Raw genomic sequence first — 20,358 nt, forward strand, 5'->3', positions numbered from 1 at the left:
AGGCGGGGCATGCCCCGCCTCTTACACCACATCTCTGCGCGCTACCCGGCTCCAAGGGGTCGTGGACAAAAAGGGGCAAATATGAGTACTGTTACCATTTTAGTAGCAGGCAAAACCACCCAAAATGACGTCCGAGCGACCCCTACAACCCCCTAAAGCAGCCAACCTGACTGGTTTAAGACATATTGGAGCCAATTTTAATGAACATACTATCGGCTATGTCCATTATCTCCTTGGATGTAAATGCTATTCACTTAGCAACAGTACTCATATTTGGCATTTTTTGTCCACTGCCATATAACTAATGCCCTATAGCGGGCAAAAAACAGGCCGCAGTCCATCGCTGCGGCCTGTTCGGAAGCAAAAGTGGGCGCTAAGCGCTGTAACCCATCGCCTGCAGGACAAACATGACGACCGTGAGCACCGTAATCACGGCGATAGTCGCCCACGTGAGCACGTTCCACACGCGGCCGTTGCGGTTGGCGCCCATAATGTGACGGTCGGCGGCGATAACCACTTGGAACACCAGAACCACGGGCAGTAGCACGCCATTGATGACCTGCGAGGTCATCATAATCTGGAACAGATCGACGCCGGGCATAAGCACCAGCACGGCAGAGATACCGATGATGGCCGTAATGATGCCGCGATAGACCGGGGCCTCGTCCCAGCTGCGATCGGCACCGCGCTCCCAGCCAAATGCCTCGCAGATAGCGCTCGACGTAACGCCCGGCAGCACGCAGGCAGCCAAGAAGCTCGCCGCGACCAGGCCCGAGGCAAACAGTACCGTAGACCACTGGCCCGCGATGGGCTCCAACGCGCGGGCAGCATCGGCAGCATCGCTAATCTGAATACCCGCCGGGAACAACACCGTGCCGGTCGTGATGATAATAAAGCCGGCAATGATATCGGCAGCGATCGAGCCGCTCACGGTATCAATACGCTGCAGCACGATGTCGTCCTCGCCCGCGTTCTTATCGACCACGTTGTTCTGCGCCAAGAAAATCATCCACGGCGCGATGGTGGTACCGATCGTTGCGACCACGAGCGACACGTAGCTGGGGTCATTTTGAATGTTAGGCACGACCAGGTCGACCGCGACCTCACCCCAGTTGGGGCCAGCCATAAACGCGGCGACGATATAGGTCACGAACACGCAGCTCACCAGCAGCAGAATCTTCTCGATGCGCTGGAAACTACCCGACATCGTAAGCATCCACACCAGCAGCGCCACCAACGGCACCGAGATGCTCGCCGGCACGCCAAAGAGGGCAAGGCCGCTCGCAATACCCGCAAACTCCGAAATGGTCACAGCCGTGTTGGCAATCAGCAGCGCCGCCATGGCCAGTACGCTCTTGCGCACGCCAAAGCGCTCGCGAATGAGCGACGCCAGGCCCTTACCCGTGACGCATCCGCAGCGCGCCGCGGTCTCCTGCGTCACGATAAGCAGTACGGTCATGACGGGAAGCATCCAGAGCATCTTGTAACCATAGCTGGCGCCCGCACTGGAATACGTGGCGATACCGCCGGCGTCGTTACCCGAAAGCGCCGCCAGCAGACCGGGGCCCATAGCGCCAAAGATGGCGGCGATGGTCAGCTTTTGCTTGGCGCTCGCCTTTTGCTTCGTGTTTTGCACGCGACCACCTAACCCATGACTGACATGGTGAGCAGCACCGCGGCGATGCAGTACGCCACACACGAGATCATGACGGCAATGACGTTCATGGCGGTGCCCGACGTGTTGAGGTCATGCTCGTCACGCCAGAACAGCACCATCAGGTAAATCACGGCACTCATGTTGCCAACCAGGCAAATGATGGCAGCGATATTAAAACACCCGGTAAAGAGTTGCTCCTCAAACATGGACGCATCGGGGAACGCAGCGGTGCGCACCAGCTGGGAGCACAGGTAGGTCACGAGTGACAGAATCAGGCCCATGCCCGTGCTCTGGAAGAAGAACCCCAGATACGGCTTGGGCTCGTCGTCGTGACCGTCATACTCCAGGAAGTAGTTCTTGACGAACGACACCATGCGCGAGGCCGCCAGCAGCACGAGCGGCATGGCGCACATGGGGAACACCACCAGATGCGCGGAGCCGAGCGCCGTTCCCAGCACGGTCGCCATGATGCACGACGCGATGCCCCATACAACAACCCAGTACTGGCGATGCACGAACCAGCTGAGCACGTTCGTCGAGTCGTCGGACGCGCTGTCACCCGAGCCGACACCAGCGATCTGCAGGTCCTCCTGATGCTCCTCGGCGATAACGTCCATGGCGTCGTCGAAGGTTACGATACCCAGGATGTGGCGGTTCTCGTCGCAGACGGGGATAGCGACCAGGTCATACTTGGTCATCTCGTCCGTTACGTCTTCCTGGTCCTCGTCGGGCGACACGTAGACCAGGTCGCGATAGGCCAGCTGACCCAGCGTGGCGTCGCGATCGGCTACGATCAGCGTTCGCAGCGAAAGCACACCGGTCAGCATGCCGCTCGGATCCTCGGTATAGACGTAGTAGACGCTCTCGAAGTCCTCGTCGAGCTCGCGAATCGCCTCGATGGCGTCACCGACCGTTGCCGTGGCAGGCAGGGAGACAAACTCCGAGGTCATGATGCGGCCGGCGGTGTTGTCCTCATACCCCAGCAGGTTACGAATCGCCTTCTCCTCCTTGACGCCCATCAGGCGCAGGAGCTTCTCGGCCTTCTCGTAATCAAGCTCGTCGATCAGGTCGGCAGCGTCGTCCGGGTCCATCATGGCCAGCATCGACGATGCGTCCGTGTCGGACAGGCCCTCGAGCATCTCGGTCATAAGCTCGTCGTCATCGAACTCCGAGATAGCTTCGGCTGCCTGGGCGGTATCGAGCTGCGCAAACACCTGCGCACGTAGGCGCGGGTCGAGCTGCTCGATAATGTCGGCGATGTCGGCAGGGTGCAGCTCGCCGAGCGTCTTGTGCGACACCGAGAGTTGAATGTTCTTGGTCGAGCGGTCGAGCAGGTCCATGTAGGACCAAGCGATGATGTCCTCGCTGAGCGGCTTGCCCAGGTGCTTCATAAAGCCCTCGACGACGTGCTCGAGTGCGGGGCTGATCGCGCGCAGCAGACCGCGGGCACCGACCTCGGCACCCAACAGGCGCAGCTGGTTTTCGCCCGACATGGAAAACTTGATGTCGTTGACGCGCACGACCTTCATGCCCTGCGTGTCGACGATCTGCTTATTGAGCACGTCGCGCGCCAGCAGGAGCTCGGTCGGCTGCAGGTACGAGAAGCGAATATTGGTGGCAGACGTGTTGAGATACACGCCCGTCTCGTCGATACGGTCGACCCATTTGCGCCAGCTGATCATAAACGGCGTCTTGCCGGGGCCGCGGAACGCGAGCGACGTCACGTGCGGAAAAACTTCGCCGGTTGCAATGCCAAAATCGTTGACCACGCCGAGCTTTTCGCCGTCGACGTCCAAGACTGGCAATTTGAGCATCTCACTCAGATAATTCAATGGTGCTCCCCATCATTATTCCTCCGGACGCGGCCGCGCGTGCGGCGTCCGGGGGCTTCTGGATATGTATACGCATGCGCGGGCGGCACGCCGCTCGACGCTTACACCCCGTGCATGCGCAAAAAGCACCTGCATGGGGTCATCGACTGTATGGTCGAGGTTTGGATTTCACCTGTAACCTTTCTCTTGACCCTCATTAACCGCAGTAACTATAGCATCAGCATCGCCCTGCGGCATCGAATTTATGCGCTGCACATTGCAGGCATACCAAACGCTGACGTATCCGTGACATAGCCATTGGGGACGTTCTTAAACGACTACCCAATGACTACTCTGTGGTGTCATCGTCCTCGGCAAGTTGGGGGAACACGGCGTCCTTGGGCATGGTGACCTTCGTCAGCGAGGTGAGCTTTTTGCTCAGCGACGTGTCCGTCTTGACCAGGTCGCTGAGCGTCACGATCTTGTAGCCGTCGGCGACAAGGCCGTCGATGATCTGCGGCAGCGCCTCGAGCGTCTGCTCGGCGCATTCGTCTCTATCGGTGAGCAGCACGATATTGCCCGGCGTCACCGAATCGAGCACCGTTGAGACCTGCTCGTCGGCACCGTTGAGCAGCCAGTCGCCCGAGTCAATATTCCACGAGACCACGGCGGAGACCAGGTCCATCGCATCAATCCAGTTTTGCTCGTCAAAGGCAGCGTAGGGAGCACGCAGCAGCATCGTCTTCACGCCGGTCGCCGACTTAATCGCATCGGTGCCTTTCGTGATCTGTTCGCGTACCGTCTCACGGTCCTGACCCTTGAGCGAATCGTCGCTGTAGCTGTTGGATCCGATCTCGCACCCGGCATCGACAATCGCCTTGGCCGTGGCAGGCGAGGCCTCGGCCGCATCGCCCGAAAGGAAGAACGTCGCGGTAACGCCCTTTTCCTTGAGCACCTGCAAGATCTGTTTGGTGGCGCCGCTCGGACCCTCGTCAAACGTCAGCGCCACGTACTTTTTGTTGCCCTTGGGCGCCACGCTGGCGCACGCAACAACACAATCGGTGGCGGGCACAACCTCGCCGCGGTCCTGCGTCTTGCCCGACTGCTCACCAACCCACACCTCGGAGCGGCCCTGGACACCCCACGTCTGCACATACTCTATGGCGCCCGTGCCCTCGACCTTGAGCTTGGGCTCGATAACCGTAGCCTGAATCTCGTGCTTCTCGTAGGTGTTACGGCCATCCTTGACCGTCACCTTCTCGCCGCCCTCAAGTTCGCGGCTTTTCCACTTACCCTGTTTTATGCGCTTGCCGTCGACCTTCACCGACAGCTTTTCGCCCCCATGGCGCTTGAGCACGCTGTCATCGACGGCCAGTAGGTCGCCTGCGTCGTAGGTGTCAGTCAACTCCTGGTCGTCTATGAGATTCTGCAGCGTAGAGCCCACGCGCACCGCGGTCTTCTGGCCGTTGAGTTCCACGTCCACGCTGCGGTTGACGTAGCCCACGACGGCAGCGATAAACAACACGAGTGCGCAACCCACGGCGATGAGCGCATAGGGCAGGCGAGACGAACGACGGGGCGTACGGCTGTTGCCGATGCGCGCGCTGCGATCGCTAAAGCCGCGGCTATGGTTGAGGTACATCGCGCCGGGCTTACGGTGACGCTTGCGCTGACCGCTGGGCAGCTGCCCCAGATCGCGGCGCGCCGTCGGACGCGTACCCGAACGCCCGTTTAAGTTGGATCCGTTTTGGCGCATGTGCCCTCCCCCATAAACACAGCAAGCCGGAGCAACAGGTCTCCGGCTTGCCTCCCATCATTTGGTACGTCGCTATTATGTAGCTTTTGACGAGCCTCCGCTCGCCTTTTGGTATTCGTCCTTAAAGGCCTTGAACATGCCGCGCGTCTTGCCGAGCTGCTTGCCCAGTGCGCGGCTGCCCTTGTCCACGGCAACCGATCCCTTGTCGTCGAGTACCTTGGCGCCCTTTTTGACCTTATCGCCCACCACGACGCTGGCCTCGGCGGCCTTGGCAGCCGCACCGCCCGAATACCCGAGCGACTTGACCTCGTCCGAGACGACCATCGCGCCGTTCTCGTAGCCGCGCAGCATCGTCGGTGGCACCTGCGTGTCGCCCACCAGCACGCTCGAAGCGGCACCGGCGGTCACATAGAATGCCTGTACGATGCCCGAGCGTGGCTTGAACTCAACGTCCGAGCAATAGCCCACGACGTCGCCCGATTCCGTGCGCACGTCCATACCGACCCAGATGATGCAATCGTCCAGGTTGATGTCGAGGCGCTTGGCGGCGGCGGCATCGTACGTGTCCTTGACGTCATCGACCGCAATGGCGCCCTCGTAGACACCAATGGCGTCGAGCGCTACGAATCGATCGGGACGCTCGATCATGCCCGCGATATCGGACTGGCGGACCATAAAGCCGACCACGCGCGTACCGCCCGGGGTAAAGACCGGAAAGTGAATCTTTCCGAGCTTTTTAGGGCTGCGCGGCGTGCCGTCCTTTTTGGTGCGCTTGTCCTCGGTAGGCTTGCGATAGATCTTGGCGCCGACAAAATCCCCGGCGCGCATTATGCCTCGGTCGAGGGCTCCGCAGCCTCGGTATCAGCCTCGACGGCGTTCTCGACCACGACGTCGGCGGCAGGCGTCACGTTGCCGCCCGAAATGGCGTCGTTGAGTTGCTCGCGCAGCTGGTCCATGCGCTCGCGGGCCAGGTCGACCTTGGCGCGCAGGTCGTCGGTCTTGGCGTCGACCATCGGGCCAAAGTCATTCACCGCAGCACGGGCCTCCTCGGCGCTGTGCTCGTAGGTGTCGCGCATATTGTCCCAGGCGTCATTGGCGATATCGGCAGCCATGGCGCGGGTCTCGGCGCCCGAGCGCGGGGCCAGAGCAACGCCGACAATAGCGCCGGCAGCGGCACCAAAAAGTGCGCCGGAGACAAAGCTGAAAGTCTTACCCATGATCATTCCTCTCCTGCGGGCACGTCGGTGCCCACCGTTTGAATGCTGTCCATTATACCCGCAGCGCATCGCTTGCCGCTCCGCTCATCTGCGTACGGCAAAGGCGCAGGTACGTGATGGTGATAAACGCGTAGGCCTACTCCTGGGGCATAGCCGGCATGGCCACCGTGGCACCCGGGTCCTCGCCGGCGCCGTCCACGAGCGGCAGGCCGCCCTCATGCGCAGGTCCTACCGGAACCGTCGCCGCACCGCCAAAGACGGCAGCGGAGGCCTCGTGGTTCTCGGCAACCGCGCCCTCGGTATCAATCGCCACCTGGGGCTCGTCGTCAAAGTTGGGGACGCCCTGGGGCTCGGTGGGAACGGGCTCGGCGGTCGCATCGGCAACGGGCTCGGCGTCGGCGTCGGCCTCGGCAGGAGCGTCGCCCTCGGGCGCATCCTCGGCCACGTCCTCGCCGTTCGCAGCGGCAACGGCCTCGTGCGGGTCCTTGCCCTCGGCCTCGGCACGCATGCCCAGCACCAGGTTGCGCAGGCCCGCGACCGTGCCTTCCACGTCGGGGGCAGGCTGGTCGGCGTGCAGGTACGCCCAATCCATCATAAAGGTGGCCGAAGACAGCGCGCCGATAGCCAGCGCGTCGTCGGGGCACGAAAGCTCAACCTCAAAGACGCGCTCGTCGTGCTCGCTTACGCGCGTGCGGCCGCACGAGATGCTGCCGGCAAGACCGGTCTCGTTCATGAGCTCGACCGTCACGTGCTCCAGCAGGTGGCAAAGCTCGGTCTGGCCCATGCAGTCCTGGAACTCGCGACCGGAATCGCCCAGGCACAGATGCTTGGCAATCGCGGGCACCAGGTAGTACACGCGCGCCGTGGCCTCGATATCCTCCGAGGTCATGAGCGGCATGCCGGGGTTCACCAGCACGTGCGCGCAAATCTTGTCCTCGCTGACGGTGACCTTAAGGATGTTGAACAGGCCTGCCATAACTCTCCCCTACTCGTCCTTGCCCTACTCGTCGCCGTCGTGCGGGTCCGCAGGGCCCGCACCCGACGTCGCCGGCTTCTCTGCCGAGGACTCGGAATCCTTCTTATCGGTTTCGGCCGGAGCGATCACGCGAATGAGCGAGATGCGCTGGCCACGCATCGACTGCACTTTAAACTTGTACCCCGCGACCTCAAACACCTCTCCGATGTCGGGCACCGAGTCGCAAAGCTCCAAAATCCAGCCGGCGATGGTCTCATAATCATCGCTTTCCTCGAGCGGCCAACCAAGCTCAATCGCGTCATCGCACGAAAAACGCCCATCGACGAGCCACTCACGGCGCGAAAGGCGCGTGAGGTACTTGTTGTCGGGGTCGAACTCGTCCTCAATCTCGCCGACGATCTCCTCGACGATGTCCTCGATGGTGATGATGCCGGCCGTGCCGCCGTACTCGTCCACGACGACCACGATCTGGTCGTGCGAGGTCTGCATCTCGGACAGCAGCGGCAGGATGTCCTTGGTGTCGGGCACAAAGGTGGCGTCGCGCAAAAAGCCGGCGATGGGCTGGTCGCCCTTGCCATCGAGCGCGGGCTGGATCAGGTCCTTGATGTGCGCGATGCCCGCAACGTTGTCGGGGTCCTCGTGATAGACGGGGATGCGGCTGAAGCCGGTCTGGCGCATGGTGGACAACACGTCGGCGACCGTCTCGTCGTCCTCGCACATGGTGGTGTCCACGCGCGGCACCATGACCTCGCGGGCAACGGTGTCGCCCAGGTCGAAGATCTCGTGGATCATGCGCTTTTCCTCGTCGAGCAGGTCGTCCTGCTCCGAGACCATGTACTTGATCTCTTCCTCCGAGACGTTCTGACGGTCGTCGGCACTCTTGATACGCAAGATGCGGGCCAGGCCATCGGAGCAAGCGCCAGTCAGCCACACGAGCGGACGGGCGATCTTTTGGAATACGGAGAGCGGTCCCACGACCTGCTTGGATACGCCCTCGGCGTTAGCAAGGCCGATGCGCTTGGGCACGAGCTCGCCGATCACGATGGACACAAAGGCGACGGCGACGGTGATGATGACCGGCGCCAGGCCGCGCGCGATGGCGGAGAGCGGCGCGATGCCAAAGCTCATGAGCCACGTGGCGAGCGGGTCGGACAGGCTCGTCGAGGCAACGGCGGACGAGGCGAAGCCCACGAGCGTGATGGCGACCTGGATGGTGGCGAGCAGCTGGTCGGAGTCGGCAGCCAGCTTAATGGCACGCTCGGCGCGCTTGTCGCCTTCCTCGGCCTCATGCTCCAGCACGGCGCGCTTGGCCGTGGTGAGCGCCATCTCGGACATAGAGAAGTAGCCGTTGATGAGGGTCAAAACGAGGGTAGTGATAAGGGAGATGGTTATGTCCATCGGGAGTTTCTCGAACCTCCAAGATTCGGGACGTCAGGTCAAAACGTTGATGACGGATACGGCAATTGCACCGGCGCCCAAACGAGGACGCGGGCGCGCAGGCGTGGTCGCTAAATTACGAAGAGAATCACCGCCATGAACTGGAAGATGCTGCCGGCGAGCACCCACAGGTGAAACACACTATGCAGATAGCGCACGTTTTTGGCGATGTAGAACGGCACGCCCACGGTATAGCACACGCCGCCGACAGCGAGCAGGGCAAGTGCCACGGGGTTGAGCAGCGACACGAGCTCGGGCAGCTTAAAGACAACGAGCCAGCCCATCAGCAGGTAGACCAGGCCGCTTACCCAGTGCGGCTGGCGCTCGCGCATAAAGCACTCGAGGGCGATGCCGATAATGGCGATGGCCCATACGGCGAAGAACAGCGCAGCGCCGCCGTCGTTTGCGAGCGTGATGAGGCAAAACGGCGTATAGCTGCCGGCTATGAGCAGGTAGATGCAGCTGTGGTCGATGATGCGAAACACGCGCTTGGCGCGCGCGGGTTGAATCGCATGGTAGAGCGTGGAGGCTAGGTATTCGAGGATGATGCTGACGCCATAGACAATTGCCGCGGCCATGTGGGCCGGGCCACCGCCGCGCAGTGCAGCGAATACGATCAGGAGCACCAGACCCGCAATACCCAGCAAGCAGCCGACACCATGGGTGACGGAGTTCATAATCTCCTCGCCCACCGTGTAGTGCGGAACGGCCGCGGCCTTGGGTCGCGGCTTGGAACTGTCGCTCGAATCGGACATGCCGGTTACATCCTCCAACGTAAAGAGTTCTCAACACTATATCAAAGCGTCTGGGTGCGTGCGAAATTTGCACCATACGTGACCCTTTGTTTACCCATTCTTTGCCTGTTGACGCATCAACGGTGAACGTCCATAATGCGCTTGCATTAAATGTTGATGTATTAACATCTTATAGGAAAGCTTCTTATGTCTCAAACCGCACGTTCCCATCGAAAGCTCAAGATAGCCGGCGTCGTTGCGCTGGTGGTTGTCATTGCGCTGCTCGGATTTGCCGGCAACTTTCTGTTTGACTTCGCGCTGAATCCCCGCGCGCCATACACCATGAAGATGATGCAGGACGGCAAGGACGGCAAAGAAAGTGAGCAGCCGGATGCCGAGGGAACCGAGGCGCGGGCGTGGTTTAAAGAGAATCGCGAGAGCAGCAGCCTCACCGCAGATGACGGGACCGAGCTTGCCGCCTGGTATTTTGCTGCGTCGGAGAGCACGCACGACTACGCCGTCTGCCTGCATGGATATACCAACGAGCCCATCGGTATGGCCCGATACGTCAAGCGATTCCACGACCGCGGCATGAACGTACTCGCACCCGCCGCCCGCGCCCACGAGCGTTCCGGCGGTGACTACATCGGCATGGGCTGGCCCGAGCGACTCGATGTCGTCGCGTGGATCGGGCGGATTGTTGCGGCCGATCCCAAGGCGCGCATCCTGGTCTTTGGCGAGTCGATGGGCGCGGCGACTGCCATGAACGTAGCGGGGGAATCTCTGCCCGCAAATGTGAAATGCATTATCGAGGACTGCGGCTATACAAGCGTTTGGGACGAGTTTTCCCTGCAGCTCAAGGATGTATTTGGCCTGCCCAGTTTTCCCTTGCTCGATGTAGCAAACTTGGTGTGCAACGTGCGCGCGGGCTACGACTTTCATAAGGCGAGCAGTGTGGAGCAACTCAAACACGCGACGGTTCCCATGTTGTTCATCCACGGCGACCAGGACACCTTTGTGCCGTACGACATGCTCGACCAAAACTACGACGTGTGCGCCAGCAAGGTCAAGCAAAAGCTCACCATCCATGGCGCCACCCACGCCAAGAGCGCGCAAGTTGACCCCGAGCTCTACTGGAATACGGTCGACGAGTTCCTCGACAAGAATTTTTAAGCAAATAGTACGGTTTACTGGTCTATCTGGCCCCTAGCACTTCCAAAAAGCCGCCCGTGGGCGCTGTGCTCACGGGCGGTTTTTACTAACGTTGCGCTACAAAAGCGCTTGATATGTCCAATAGCTAGGCGCTATTTGACCTCGATGAGCTCGTACTCGCTCGTGCCCAGGCCGATCTTCTCGGCATGCGCGATGCACGCGCGCCAGTCGGTGTCGGGATGCGTGATGCAGAAGGGATCCTTGGCCTGCTCGCCCTCCAGATGCTCGTGATTATGCTCCATCTTGGCCGCGCTGTCGGTAAGCTCGGTGTTAGGCAGCGGCTCGGACGCCAGGACGGCGTCGGCGCAGGCCTGGTCGATGGCGACCGGGTCGAAGCTCGCGAACATGCCGATGTCGTTGACGATGGGCGTGTCATTCTCGGGATGGCAGTCGCAGTTGGGGCTGATGTCCATGGCGAGCGAGATGTGGAAGCTCGGGCGGCCGTCGACGATGGCCTTGGTGTACTCAGCGATCTTGTAGTTGAGTACGTCGGCCGCGGCATTATAGTCGGGCTTGATGCAGTCCTGGTTGCACGCCGCAATGCAGCGTCCGCAGCCCACGCAGCGATCGTGGTCGATGGCAGCCACATGAACCGTGCGAGCGCTGCCGTTGGCAAGCTCGCGCTCACGCGTACCGTCAAACGTGATGGCGCTGTGCGCGCATATCTTCTCGCAGGCACGGCAGCCAACGCAGTTGGTGGTATCGACGCTCGGCTTGCCAGCGGCGTGCTGCTCCATCTTGCCGGCACGGCTACCGCCGCCCATACCCAGGTTCTTCATGGCGCCGCCAAAGCCGGCCTGCTCATGGCCCTTAAAGTGGGTGAGGCTAATCACGATGTCGGCGTCCATGAGTGCCTGGCCGATCTTTGCCTCGCGCACGTACTCGCCGCCCTCGACCGGAACGAGCGCCTCGTCGGTGCCCTTGAGGCCGTCGGCGATGATGATCTGGCAACCCGTGGCATACGGGGTAAAGCCGTTCTGGTAGGCGGTGTCGATGTGCTCGAGCGCGTTTTTGCGGCTGCCCACATAGAGCGTGTTGCAGTCGGTGAGGAAGGGTTTGCCGCCCAGCTCCTTCACGACGTCTGCGACGGCGCGGGCGTAGTTTGGGCGCAGAAAGCTCAGGTTACCCAGCTCGCCAAAGTGAATCTTGATAGCGACGAACTTGTTCTCGAAGTCGATCTGCTCAATGCCGGCGCGGCGAATGAGGCGTTTGAGTTTGTCGAGCTGGCTCTCGCGAGCATGCGTGCGCAGGTTGGTGAAGTACACCTTTGCCGGTGCTGCGGGTGCGGTTGCGGTCATAGATCTATCCCCTCGGTCTATATGGCGTTACAGACATAGAGGATGGTACCCGTTGAAGTGGGGTTGAAGTCAAGCGCAACGCCGAGTCGCTAGGCACTCATTGGGGACAGACTTAAATGAGTGCTTGCCGCCCGGCCAGCGAGCCGGCGATCCGGCAAAGACTGTCCCCAACGACTAGTCGTTTAAGAACGTCCCCAATGACTACTCCTGCACCTTGAGGGCTTCGGCCAGGCTGACGCGCTTGATAGAGCGCGTGTGCAGCAGCGCCACGACCAGGTAGGTCGCAAAGCCGATGCCGATGCATGCAGCCATGGACCAAGCGGGCACGTAGATCTCGATATTGCCGTTGTAGGCGAGCAGCATCGAGCGGAAGATGGCCGTGAGCGAGCCAATAATGACCGGCAGGCTCAGCACGAGCGACGCCGCCACGCACAGCGTGATCGAGCGGATGTACAGATGCGAGATCTCGCTATCGCGATAGCCAAAGACTTTCATGTAGCTGATCGAACGGGCGCTGTGGTCGATCACCGCCTTGGTCAGCAGGTACATAAACAGCAGGAAGATAAACACCGCGAGCCCGACCATCATGCCGATCATTTTGCTCATCATGCCGATGAACTGGTCACCCACGGCGCGCATGTCGTCGGGCGTGGTGTCACCGGCAAAGTAACGAGCATCGAGGTCGAGCTTCTCGTCGCTCACATAGCCGTTAAAGTAGGCGGCGTCGTTGCCGAACAGCTCGTTAAAGTCATCGATGCTCATATAGATATTCATGTCCGACTTTGAACCCCAGATGCAGTCCTTACCCGCGTACTCAAGAGAATAATCCCGAGCCTCGTACTTGTCGCGAAGCTCGACCTTCTGGCCCTCGCTCCAGCCAAACTTATCGAGCAGACCGCCGCCAAAGACGACGCGCCCGTCGCCGACGTTGAGGTCTTTCCAATAGCGCGAATGAGATGAAATGCCGTAGACAGAGATGGCCTCTGTGCCGTTTCCCTCGCCGCGGTCGTATTGCAGCTGGTAAACGGCATATTTCTCGGCCTGCGCGATTGCGCCCGCGCCGTTGTCGGTCGTGTTGATCGGGTGAATGTCGTCGTTGTCGGTGTCGATCTTAGAGGCCTTGTCGATCAGGTCGATGGCCTCATCGCGGTCGCAGCCGAGGGCATCGGCAAGGTCATCGAGGCGCGCATAAAGCGCATCTTTCTTGTCCTGGACCTTGGCGAGCGCGTCCTGCGCCGCGGCCAGGCTCTCGGCAGACGGAGATGCGGTCGCGGCATCGGCTGCCGTCTGCGCCGCATCGGCCGCGTCGTCAAGCTCGTCATCGGCATCCTGGGCGGCGGAGAGCAGCGCGCCGTCAATCGACTGCAAGCGCTCGAGCGCCGCCCACTGCCCGCGCTCCTCGGCAGTACCCTCAAGCTCTAGCGGAGCCTTGAGCGTGTACTGGTGCTCGGCGACCAGGCTTGTCTCCAGGTTGTCCGCATAGTGCGTCATCGTGGGCAGGATCGCCAGGCCAAAGAGCAGCAGCAGCGAGGCAAACGCAATGCCCACGAAGAGCGTGGCGAAGTTGCCCAGGTTGCGCAGGAAGATGCGCAGGCGAAAGCGCGAGACAAAGCCCATGCGCTCCGGCAGCTGCAGGCCGCGCTTGGTGCCCGATTTGCCGCTCGCCTCGTGACGAAGGAACTGCAACGGCGTCTTGCCCATCTTGCGAAGCAGGCCCACCAGCGTGATGAGGATGAGCGCGGCAGCGGGAACCACGGCGCACTTCACAAAAATCTCCCAGCTCCAGTACACCTGGAAGGGAGGCAGGCTGTACGAACCGTAATAGAGGCCGCGCATGGGCTCGGTAAAGAACGCGACGCCGAGCGCGGTGCCCAAAAGCGCCGCGACCACGCCCACGATGGCGGGAAGTGCCAGGTAGTGCAGCACGATCTCGCGGCGGCGATAGCCGCTGGCGAGCAGCGTGCCAATGATGGCGCTCTCCTCCTCGATGGTGGCGTCGGTAAGGACCACAAAGACGAACGCCATGATCACGATGATAATGTTGAGCAGCGTCATCCACATCATGGAGTCGCCGTCTACGTCGTCGCGCGCGTAGCCAATACCCTGGTTGGAATCGGCGTCGATCAGATCGTCCACGCGCGCATCGGCATCGGTCAGCGCCTCGACCATATCCTGCTCCGCATCGATGCTATCCGCGGTGGGGAGGTCGCGATCGGTAAAAGCAAAGGAGTAGGTGTAGGCAGGTGCACCACCGGCATCCTCGAGCGCGGCAAAGCCGGCGTCGGTGACCTCGGCCACACCATAGGTGATGGTGTTCACCGTAAAGTCCGAATTGTTGAGGAACAGCGCCTGGCTATCGGGCTGGGTCATGATGCCGCAGATGGTGTAGGTGCGGCCCTCAAGCTCAACCTTATCGCCCACGACAAGGTCGTTGTTGGTGGCAAAAACTCGGTCGATAGCCACCTCATCGTCCGTCTTGGGCTGCTTGCCTTCGCAGTAGGACGCGATATCGACCTTGGTGCGGTGCGCATAGGTGCGCAACGTGCGCTTGGTGCCGTCGTCGCCGGCGGTCTTTTTGATGATGGCGTCGATGGAGAAATTCTTGTAGAGCGTGACGCCGCCGACGTCGTCGGCCGCATCCTCGGCTGCCTTGAGCTGGTCGTCGGTAGCCTCGAAGGAGGTGGTCACGCGGCCGTCCTCAATCGTGTACGCATCGCGCATGTCGTCGATAAGGCAACCGATGGAATGCGCCGCGAGCAAAAAGCCCGAGGTGAGAGCGATGCTCCCGCACATAAGCAAAAAGATGCCCAGGTACTTGCCGATATTGCGGCGCAGCTCGCGCGGGAGTCGCTTTGCGAGAGGTGTCATGGCATCGCCTACCAATCGAGCTCGGCGGCCGCAACGGGCGACTCGTTGAGCCCATCCTCGACGATGCGGCCGTCGCGCAGGCGCAGCACGCGGTTGGCCATGCGGGCGATGGCGGCGTTGTGGGTGACGATGATGATGGTGCAGCCGTAGGTGCGGTTAACATCCTCCATGAGCTGCAAGATTTCCTTGGATGTCTTGTAGTCAAGCGCGCCGGTGGGCTCGTCGCACAGCAGCAGGCCCGGGTTTTTGACGAGTGCGCGGCCGATGGCGCAACGCTGCTGTTGGCCGCCCGAGACCTGGCGCGGGAACTTGTTGCGGTGCTCGTAGAGGCCCAGCGAACGCAGCAGGTCGTCGACATTGAGCGGGTTTTTGGACAGGTGCGCCGTGACCTCGATGTTCTCCTTGATGGTAAGGTCGGGCACCAGGTTGTAGAACTGGAAGACAAAACCCAGCTCACGGCGGCGATACTCGCCCAGATCGGTAGGTTTGAGCACCGTGAGGTCGCAGCCGTCCACCATGATGGAGCCACCGTCGGCATCCTCCAGGCCGCCGATCAGGTTGAGAAAGGTCGACTTGCCCGAGCCCGAGGGCCCCAGCATGACGCAGATCTCGCCGCGGTTGATGGACGTGTCGATGCCATCGAGTACCGTCAGGCGCGCATCACCGTCGCCATAGTGTTTCTTGAGCCCTTTGACCTGGACATACGCTTGCTTTGTCGCCATGCTATCCCCCGTTGTTAGCCTTCAGCTACTTTTCTAGGGTAATAGTAAACCCAGGCGAACTATTTTTAAGCGACAGGCGCAATTTTTTCCAAACCAGTCATTGGGTACTCATTGGGGACAGACTTAAATGACTGAAACCACTCATTTAAGTCTGTCCCCAATGAGTGCCGGGACTGTCCCCAAGTGCCAGCAGGAAAGGAACGTCCCCAAGTGACGGGTTACGGCTAGGCGTGGGATTTGGCGTGTGCGAGGGCTAGGCCTACGGCGGCGATGGCGGCGGCGAAGAGCACGGTGACGCCCAGGTCACAGACGATGTCGCCCAACACGGCAGACGTCAGGTCCGAGGCAAGCGCCTTGCCGATTGCGTCGTTCACCCAATACGTCGGCACAAAGTGCGCCACCGTCTGCACGGCCGAGCCCATGAGCGACAGCGGCATCCAGGCGCCGCCCAAAAACGTCATGAGCATGCCGAGCAGGTTGCCCACACCGTTGAGCAGCTCCTCGCGCGCGCCCAGGCTCGACAGCGTAAAGCCAACGGCCAGCGGCGTGCACGCCAGGGCAAACGTTGCCGCCAGCGCCAGGCACACGCGGCCCACGCCGACCTCGGCAACCGCGCCGGCAAAGCCCACGACGCCCATCATGCTCGACACAAGCCAGATGCAAACGGTGAGCACGGCGGCGGCCGCGAACACAGCGAGCGAACGCTGGCGCTCAGAGACCGGGCTGGCATCCATGCGGCGCACGCGCTCGGGCTCGTTCATGCCCGAAAACACCAGTCCCACCGACACGATGACCGACGAGATGATCGCGTACGCGCCAAAGTTGAAGTACGACTCGAGCGTGGTAGCAGCAGTCGAGTCGACCTTGACCTGCTCGATCTGGACCTCCGCGCGCTTTGCGGCCGCGTGCTCGGCGGCCCTTGCGACGTCACCGTTGGAGGCAGCGGGTTCAAGCGCCGCCGCAGCGCCCGCGAGCGAGATCCAGCGCGAGGCCTCGGCGGACGAAAGCGCCGCCGCCATGGTGCCAGAGCCGTAGGTCACATCGAGCTTGGGCAAGTCCTCCCCCGCACGGGCGGCCGCAACAAGATCGTCCTCAAACCCCTCCGGGATAAAGAACACGCAATCGGCGCTGCCCTTGGCGCTGTTGCTCTTGGAGAGCGCGTCCGCAAGGTCGTACGTGTCGTCGCCGACGCCCGTGACCAGGTGAAAGCGCGAACCCAGGTGCCTGGTAAGTGCCCGCGAAAGATCGCTGCCGTCGCGGTCGGCCACAATCACGTTGGCGTCGTAGGGCTTGTACTCGGTCAGCTGCGACGAGTTCCAGCTCACCGAGGCCGCGATGAATACGCCCATGAGCGAGATGAACACCGTATAGATGAGCAGGTAGAACGGGTGCGCCAGCGCCATGCGAAGCGCAGTCTTAAAGGTGCTCATAGCGGCTCCTTCCAAAGATCAGCGTAGCGGCGGCAACGAACAGCAGCGCCATAAGGACCAGCGCGCCGGCGCGAACGGCAAAGGGGCCCAGGTCCTCAAAGAAATACAGGCGGTTGAACATGTCGCAGATGAGCTTGACGGGGTTGAACCAGCACTCGGCCGGGCAGGCGTGGGCGACGTCGTCGGCAAGCGCCATCGCCGGCTCGCCGTAGAGGCCGGCGAACAGGGCGCACGTGGTAGCAAAGCCCGTAAGGATGCCCGACTTGGACGCCTTGCCACCCTTAACGGGAAGCGTGCCCACAAAGAGCCCCAGGCCCGTGGCGGCAAGCGCGGATACAGCACCGCCCAGCAGGCACAGCCCCTCGCGCCCGCCAAAGTCGACGCCAACGACTAGGCGCACGTAACCAATCGCGATCGTCATCGAGGCGAAGGAGACCAGCCACGAGCCGACAAAAATGCCGGCCAGCGACGCCGTCTTGGAAAGGCCGCCCACGCAGCGGCGCGCGCCAAGGCCCGACAGATTGGGCTGCAGGTCGACGACGCTCAAGGCGGCAAACTCGGCAGACATCATCGCGACCAGGCCAAAAAGCGCGTAATAGTAGATGACCGTGCCATCGGGCGTGGTGCGTGTCAGGCTCACACGGCGGGTGCCGCCCTCGAGCGACAGGGCGCGCGCAACCGCCTCGGGGTCGGCGAGCGCCGCCGGGTTGTCCTGGGCAATCTGGGACATGAGCTCGGCATTTTGTGTATACGAGCTTGCCACCGTCTCAAGGATGCTGCGGTCGGTGAGCACCGACGAGGCGCGCGAGCCGTCATAGCTCGAGAGCAGCGTGAGCTTGGGCGTGCCCGCAGCGTCGACCGTATAGATGCCCGCGACCTCGCCGGACTTGAGCGCACGGTTCGCGGCGTCCACATCCTCGCACTCGTGGATCTCGAGCAGCTGATCGTTGTCTTCCTTGGCAAGCGACGTCGCCACGCCCTTAAAGGTCGAAGCGTCCCAAGCCTCGTCCGCCACGACGGCAACCGGCACCGGGTCGATCTTGCCGTCGGAGCTGAGGTTAGCAAACATAAACATGAACATCGTGGAAAGTGCGACGGGAAAGAGAGCACCCCAGACCCACGTGCTCGGCCGGCGCAGCAGCGTCTTGACCGTAGTGATGATGGTGTTGAACATGGCTGCCCCCTAGTCGCGCAGCTCGCGGCCGGTGATCTCGAGGAACACGTCGTTGAGGGTCGGCGGTTCGGAATAAATGCGGCCGAGCGCCACGTCATGCGAACGCAGCACATCGAGAATGTCCGTCAGGTTATGCGGGCTCGCCTCGCACGAAAATGTGAGCTGGCCCGCCGTCGCCGACAGGTCCAGGACATGCGGCAGGCTCGCGACGGCACCGAGCGCCGCGCTCGGCACCTCGCCGACCTCGATCACGATCTTCTCGCCCATCTGAATCATGCGCTTGAGCTCGTCGTTGGTGCCCTGCGCCAGCACGCGCCCGCCGTCCATGATCATGATGCGGCTGCAGATCTGCTCGACTTCCTCCATGTAATGGCTGGTGTACACCACCGTGGCGCCCTCGTCGCGCAGGCGGCAGATGCCCTCCAGGATGGCGTTGCGGCTCTGCGGATCGACTGCCACCGTGGGCTCGTCAAAGAAGATGAGCTCGGGCTTGTGCGCGATGCCACAGGCAATGTTGAGGCGGCGTGCCAAGCCGCCCGAGAGCTTTCCGGGACGAAACTTGGTAAAGTCGCCCAGGCCGACAAAGTCGATCGCCTCGTCCACCAGCGCGCGGCGGCGCTTGCGGTCGTTGACGTAGAGGCTGCAGAAATAGTCGATGTTTTCGCGCACGGTGAGCTCGTCGAACACCGCCACCTGCTGTGGCACCACGCCGACGCGACGCTTAAGGTCGTAGCGGGTGGGCGTCATGGGCTCGCCGAACAGCTCAATGGTGCCTTTGTCGTAGGCAAGCAGCTGCAAGATACAGTTGATGGACGTGGTTTTGCCCGAGCCGTTGGGGCCCAGCAGGCCAAAGATCTCGCCGGGGGCGATGCTCAGGTTAAAGTGGTCGAGCGCAATAAGGTCATCGTAGCGCTTGACGAGGTTTTCGACGTGGACGATGTCTGTCATGAGGCGGCCCTTCTGTTGGTCGTGGCCCGGTACGATTGCATCATCGCAGGAGCGGACGGCGCGCACCAGTGAGCTTTGTCACGAGTGCGAGGGGGCGGAGGCGAAACCCCCGCTCGCGCGAGCGATCGACGCCGCTTTGCCGCGCGGGAGGAATGTCACGGTTGCCCCGGGCGGCGCCTCCCCCGCGCGCGGCTTCGCGTACAATACCCGTATGAACAGGCTTTTCGACAAATCGATCGTGCTGGCGTGCTGCATTGCGGCCGCCACGGGCCTTGCTGTGGACGCTCGCCTGGTCGCGGCGTTTTGCCTTGGCGTTATTGCCACCTCGCTGGCCGAGCTCGCACAGAAGGAACGCACGAGCCGCACAAGCGAGGCCGCGAGCTACGCTTACATCATCGCGGCTGTCTTCGTGCCGCCGTTTGTGCCGTTTGCGCCCCTCGCCCTCTATGACATCGCGCGGCGCGTGCGCCGTGAACGCGTTTGGGTCGCGCTGGGCATTGGCGTCGCCTTTGTCTTTGCACTCGTCGCGGACCTTCGCGCCGACGCGCTTGCCGCTCGAACGCTCCTGCTGACCGCCATCCTTTCAGTCGCCGCCACCCTACTGTCACTGCGTACCGCCCAGTTGGAGCGCGAGCAGCAGCGCATGCGCCGCATCCGCGACGAGCTGCAGGAACGAGCCCTCGCGCTCGAAGCGCGCAACCGTGACCTTGCCGACCGCCAGGACTACGAAGTCGAGCTCGCGACACTCGCCGAACGCGCCCGCATCGCGCGCGAGATCCACGATAGCGTTGGCCACCAACTTACACGTGCCTCGCTGCAGACCGAGGCCCTGCGCGTCGTGCACGCCGACGAGCCCAGGGTTGCCGCCGATTTCGCCGACGTCAAGCACACCGTTGACGAGGCGCTCCAACTTGTGCGCGCCAGCGTCCACGCGCTCAATGACACTGCCGCCGACCTCTCCGTACAGCTCGAGTGCATCGTGGAAGGCGCGTGCTCAGATGGCGGCCCGCAGATTGAGCTTGAGGTTTTGGCCGAGCATGCGCCCGCCAACATCACCAACTGCTTTGCGGCGGGGTGGCGCGCGCAGACGTGGTGTAAGAGCGTCCCGAGGTCCGTCG

General features: G+C 61.9%; 16 protein-coding genes. 2 read left to right on the forward strand and 14 right to left on the reverse strand.

The genetic code is table 11. The features are described from left to right. Positions 1-373: 373 nt before the first annotated feature. From DW024_RS08930 to DW024_RS08965, 8 genes are all read right to left on the reverse strand, one after another. Positions 374-1,570, reverse strand: a complete 1,197-nt coding sequence (locus DW024_RS08930) for an Nramp family divalent metal transporter (protein WP_117640528.1) — start codon at positions 1,568-1,570, stop codon at positions 374-376. Between the two features lie 74 nt (positions 1,571-1,644). Further along, positions 1,645-3,489: a magnesium transporter gene (locus DW024_RS08935; RefSeq protein ID WP_118377515.1), complete on the reverse strand. Its 1,845-nt coding sequence runs from the start codon at positions 3,487-3,489 to the stop codon at positions 1,645-1,647. 328 nt (positions 3,490-3,817) lie between these two features. Beyond that, the gene (locus DW024_RS08940) at positions 3,818-5,224 is read right to left on the reverse strand and encodes a polysaccharide deacetylase family protein (RefSeq protein ID WP_233541368.1); all 1,407 of its coding nucleotides are present in this window, start codon (positions 5,222-5,224) and stop codon (positions 3,818-3,820) included. Positions 5,225-5,299: 75 nt separating this feature from the next. Continuing rightward, positions 5,300-6,052, reverse strand: coding sequence for a PRC-barrel domain containing protein (locus tag DW024_RS08945; RefSeq protein ID WP_118377516.1), 753 nt, complete (start codon positions 6,050-6,052; stop codon positions 5,300-5,302). Then, positions 6,052-6,441, reverse strand: a complete 390-nt coding sequence (locus DW024_RS08950; RefSeq protein ID WP_035136593.1) for a YtxH domain-containing protein — start codon at positions 6,439-6,441, stop codon at positions 6,052-6,054. The genes DW024_RS08945 and DW024_RS08950 overlap by 1 nt, the downstream gene beginning before the upstream one ends. Positions 6,442-6,577: 136 nt before the next feature. Beyond that, the gene (locus tag DW024_RS08955; RefSeq protein WP_233541369.1) at positions 6,578-7,417 is read right to left on the reverse strand and encodes a hypothetical protein; all 840 of its coding nucleotides are present in this window, start codon (positions 7,415-7,417) and stop codon (positions 6,578-6,580) included. A gap of 24 nt (positions 7,418-7,441) precedes the next feature. Continuing rightward, positions 7,442-8,815, reverse strand: a complete 1,374-nt coding sequence (locus DW024_RS08960) for a hemolysin family protein (RefSeq protein ID WP_118377517.1) — start codon at positions 8,813-8,815, stop codon at positions 7,442-7,444. Between the two features lie 110 nt (positions 8,816-8,925). Next, positions 8,926-9,609: a hemolysin III family protein gene (locus tag DW024_RS08965; RefSeq protein ID WP_197032173.1), complete on the reverse strand. Its 684-nt coding sequence runs from the start codon at positions 9,607-9,609 to the stop codon at positions 8,926-8,928. A gap of 186 nt (positions 9,610-9,795) precedes the next feature. Here DW024_RS08965 and DW024_RS08970 point away from each other — a divergent pair, with 186 nt between their 5' ends. Further along, positions 9,796-10,761 (forward strand): alpha/beta hydrolase, encoded by a 966-nt coding sequence (locus DW024_RS08970; RefSeq protein WP_118377518.1) that lies wholly within the window; start codon positions 9,796-9,798, stop codon positions 10,759-10,761. 131 nt (positions 10,762-10,892) lie between these two features. Here the strand turns inward: DW024_RS08970 and DW024_RS08975 are convergent, their stop codons facing one another. The 6 genes from DW024_RS08975 to DW024_RS09000 all read right to left on the reverse strand — a co-directional run bounded on the left by DW024_RS08975 (position 10,893) and on the right by DW024_RS09000 (position 19,240). Beyond that, positions 10,893-12,098: a DUF362 domain-containing protein gene (locus tag DW024_RS08975; RefSeq protein WP_118377519.1), complete on the reverse strand. Its 1,206-nt coding sequence runs from the start codon at positions 12,096-12,098 to the stop codon at positions 10,893-10,895. Between the two features lie 201 nt (positions 12,099-12,299). Beyond that, on the reverse strand, positions 12,300-14,966 hold the full coding sequence (locus tag DW024_RS08980) for an ABC transporter permease (protein WP_118377520.1): 2,667 nt from the start codon (positions 14,964-14,966) through the stop codon (positions 12,300-12,302). An 8-nt stretch (positions 14,967-14,974) separates the two neighbouring features. Continuing rightward, the gene (locus DW024_RS08985; RefSeq protein ID WP_118377521.1) at positions 14,975-15,688 is read right to left on the reverse strand and encodes an ABC transporter ATP-binding protein; all 714 of its coding nucleotides are present in this window, start codon (positions 15,686-15,688) and stop codon (positions 14,975-14,977) included. Positions 15,689-15,912: 224 nt separating this feature from the next. After that, positions 15,913-17,118, reverse strand: a complete 1,206-nt coding sequence (locus DW024_RS08990) for an ABC transporter permease (RefSeq protein ID WP_118377522.1) — start codon at positions 17,116-17,118, stop codon at positions 15,913-15,915. After that, the gene (locus tag DW024_RS08995; RefSeq protein WP_118377523.1) at positions 17,105-18,292 is read right to left on the reverse strand and encodes an ABC transporter permease; all 1,188 of its coding nucleotides are present in this window, start codon (positions 18,290-18,292) and stop codon (positions 17,105-17,107) included. The genes DW024_RS08990 and DW024_RS08995 overlap by 14 nt, the downstream gene beginning before the upstream one ends. A gap of 9 nt (positions 18,293-18,301) precedes the next feature. Next, entirely contained in the window at positions 18,302-19,240 is a 939-nt protein-coding gene (locus DW024_RS09000) for an ABC transporter ATP-binding protein (RefSeq protein ID WP_118328604.1), read from the reverse strand. 211 nt (positions 19,241-19,451) lie between these two features. Here DW024_RS09000 and DW024_RS09005 point away from each other — a divergent pair. Beyond that, positions 19,452-20,358 (forward strand): sensor histidine kinase (locus tag DW024_RS09005; RefSeq protein WP_118377524.1); only part of this gene is annotated, 907 nt, incomplete at its 3' end.

The sequence above is a fragment of the Collinsella sp. AF37-9 genome (assembly GCF_003475115.1).
Classification (GTDB): domain Bacteria; phylum Actinomycetota; class Coriobacteriia; order Coriobacteriales; family Coriobacteriaceae; genus Collinsella.

What these genes read in the sequence shown, in the direction of transcription:
- DW024_RS08930 (WP_117640528.1), bottom strand. Translation starts at nt 1,570, where the DNA reads ATGGGCCCCGGTCTGCTGGCGGCGCTTTCGGGTAACGACGCCGGCGGT.
- DW024_RS08940 (WP_233541368.1), bottom strand. Translation starts at nt 5,224, where the DNA reads ATGCGCCAAAACGGATCCAACTTAAACGGGCGTTCGGGTACGCGTCCG.
- DW024_RS08945 (WP_118377516.1), bottom strand. Translation starts at nt 6,052, where the DNA reads ATGCGCGCCGGGGATTTTGTCGGCGCCAAGATCTATCGCAAGCCTACC.
- DW024_RS08950 (WP_035136593.1), bottom strand. Translation starts at nt 6,441, where the DNA reads ATGGGTAAGACTTTCAGCTTTGTCTCCGGCGCACTTTTTGGTGCCGCT.
- DW024_RS08955 (WP_233541369.1), bottom strand. Translation starts at nt 7,417, where the DNA reads ATGGCAGGCCTGTTCAACATCCTTAAGGTCACCGTCAGCGAGGACAAG.
- DW024_RS08960 (WP_118377517.1), bottom strand. Translation starts at nt 8,815, where the DNA reads ATGGACATAACCATCTCCCTTATCACTACCCTCGTTTTGACCCTCATC.
- DW024_RS08965 (WP_197032173.1), bottom strand. Translation starts at nt 9,609, where the DNA reads ATGTCCGATTCGAGCGACAGTTCCAAGCCGCGACCCAAGGCCGCGGCC.
- DW024_RS08970 (WP_118377518.1), top strand. Translation starts at nt 9,796, where the DNA reads ATGTCTCAAACCGCACGTTCCCATCGAAAGCTCAAGATAGCCGGCGTC.
- DW024_RS08975 (WP_118377519.1), bottom strand. Translation starts at nt 12,098, where the DNA reads ATGACCGCAACCGCACCCGCAGCACCGGCAAAGGTGTACTTCACCAAC.
- DW024_RS08980 (WP_118377520.1), bottom strand. Translation starts at nt 14,966, where the DNA reads ATGACACCTCTCGCAAAGCGACTCCCGCGCGAGCTGCGCCGCAATATC.
- DW024_RS08985 (WP_118377521.1), bottom strand. Translation starts at nt 15,688, where the DNA reads ATGGCGACAAAGCAAGCGTATGTCCAGGTCAAAGGGCTCAAGAAACAC.
- DW024_RS08990 (WP_118377522.1), bottom strand. Translation starts at nt 17,118, where the DNA reads ATGAGCACCTTTAAGACTGCGCTTCGCATGGCGCTGGCGCACCCGTTC.
- DW024_RS08995 (WP_118377523.1), bottom strand. Translation starts at nt 18,292, where the DNA reads ATGTTCAACACCATCATCACTACGGTCAAGACGCTGCTGCGCCGGCCG.
- DW024_RS09000 (WP_118328604.1), bottom strand. Translation starts at nt 19,240, where the DNA reads ATGACAGACATCGTCCACGTCGAAAACCTCGTCAAGCGCTACGATGAC.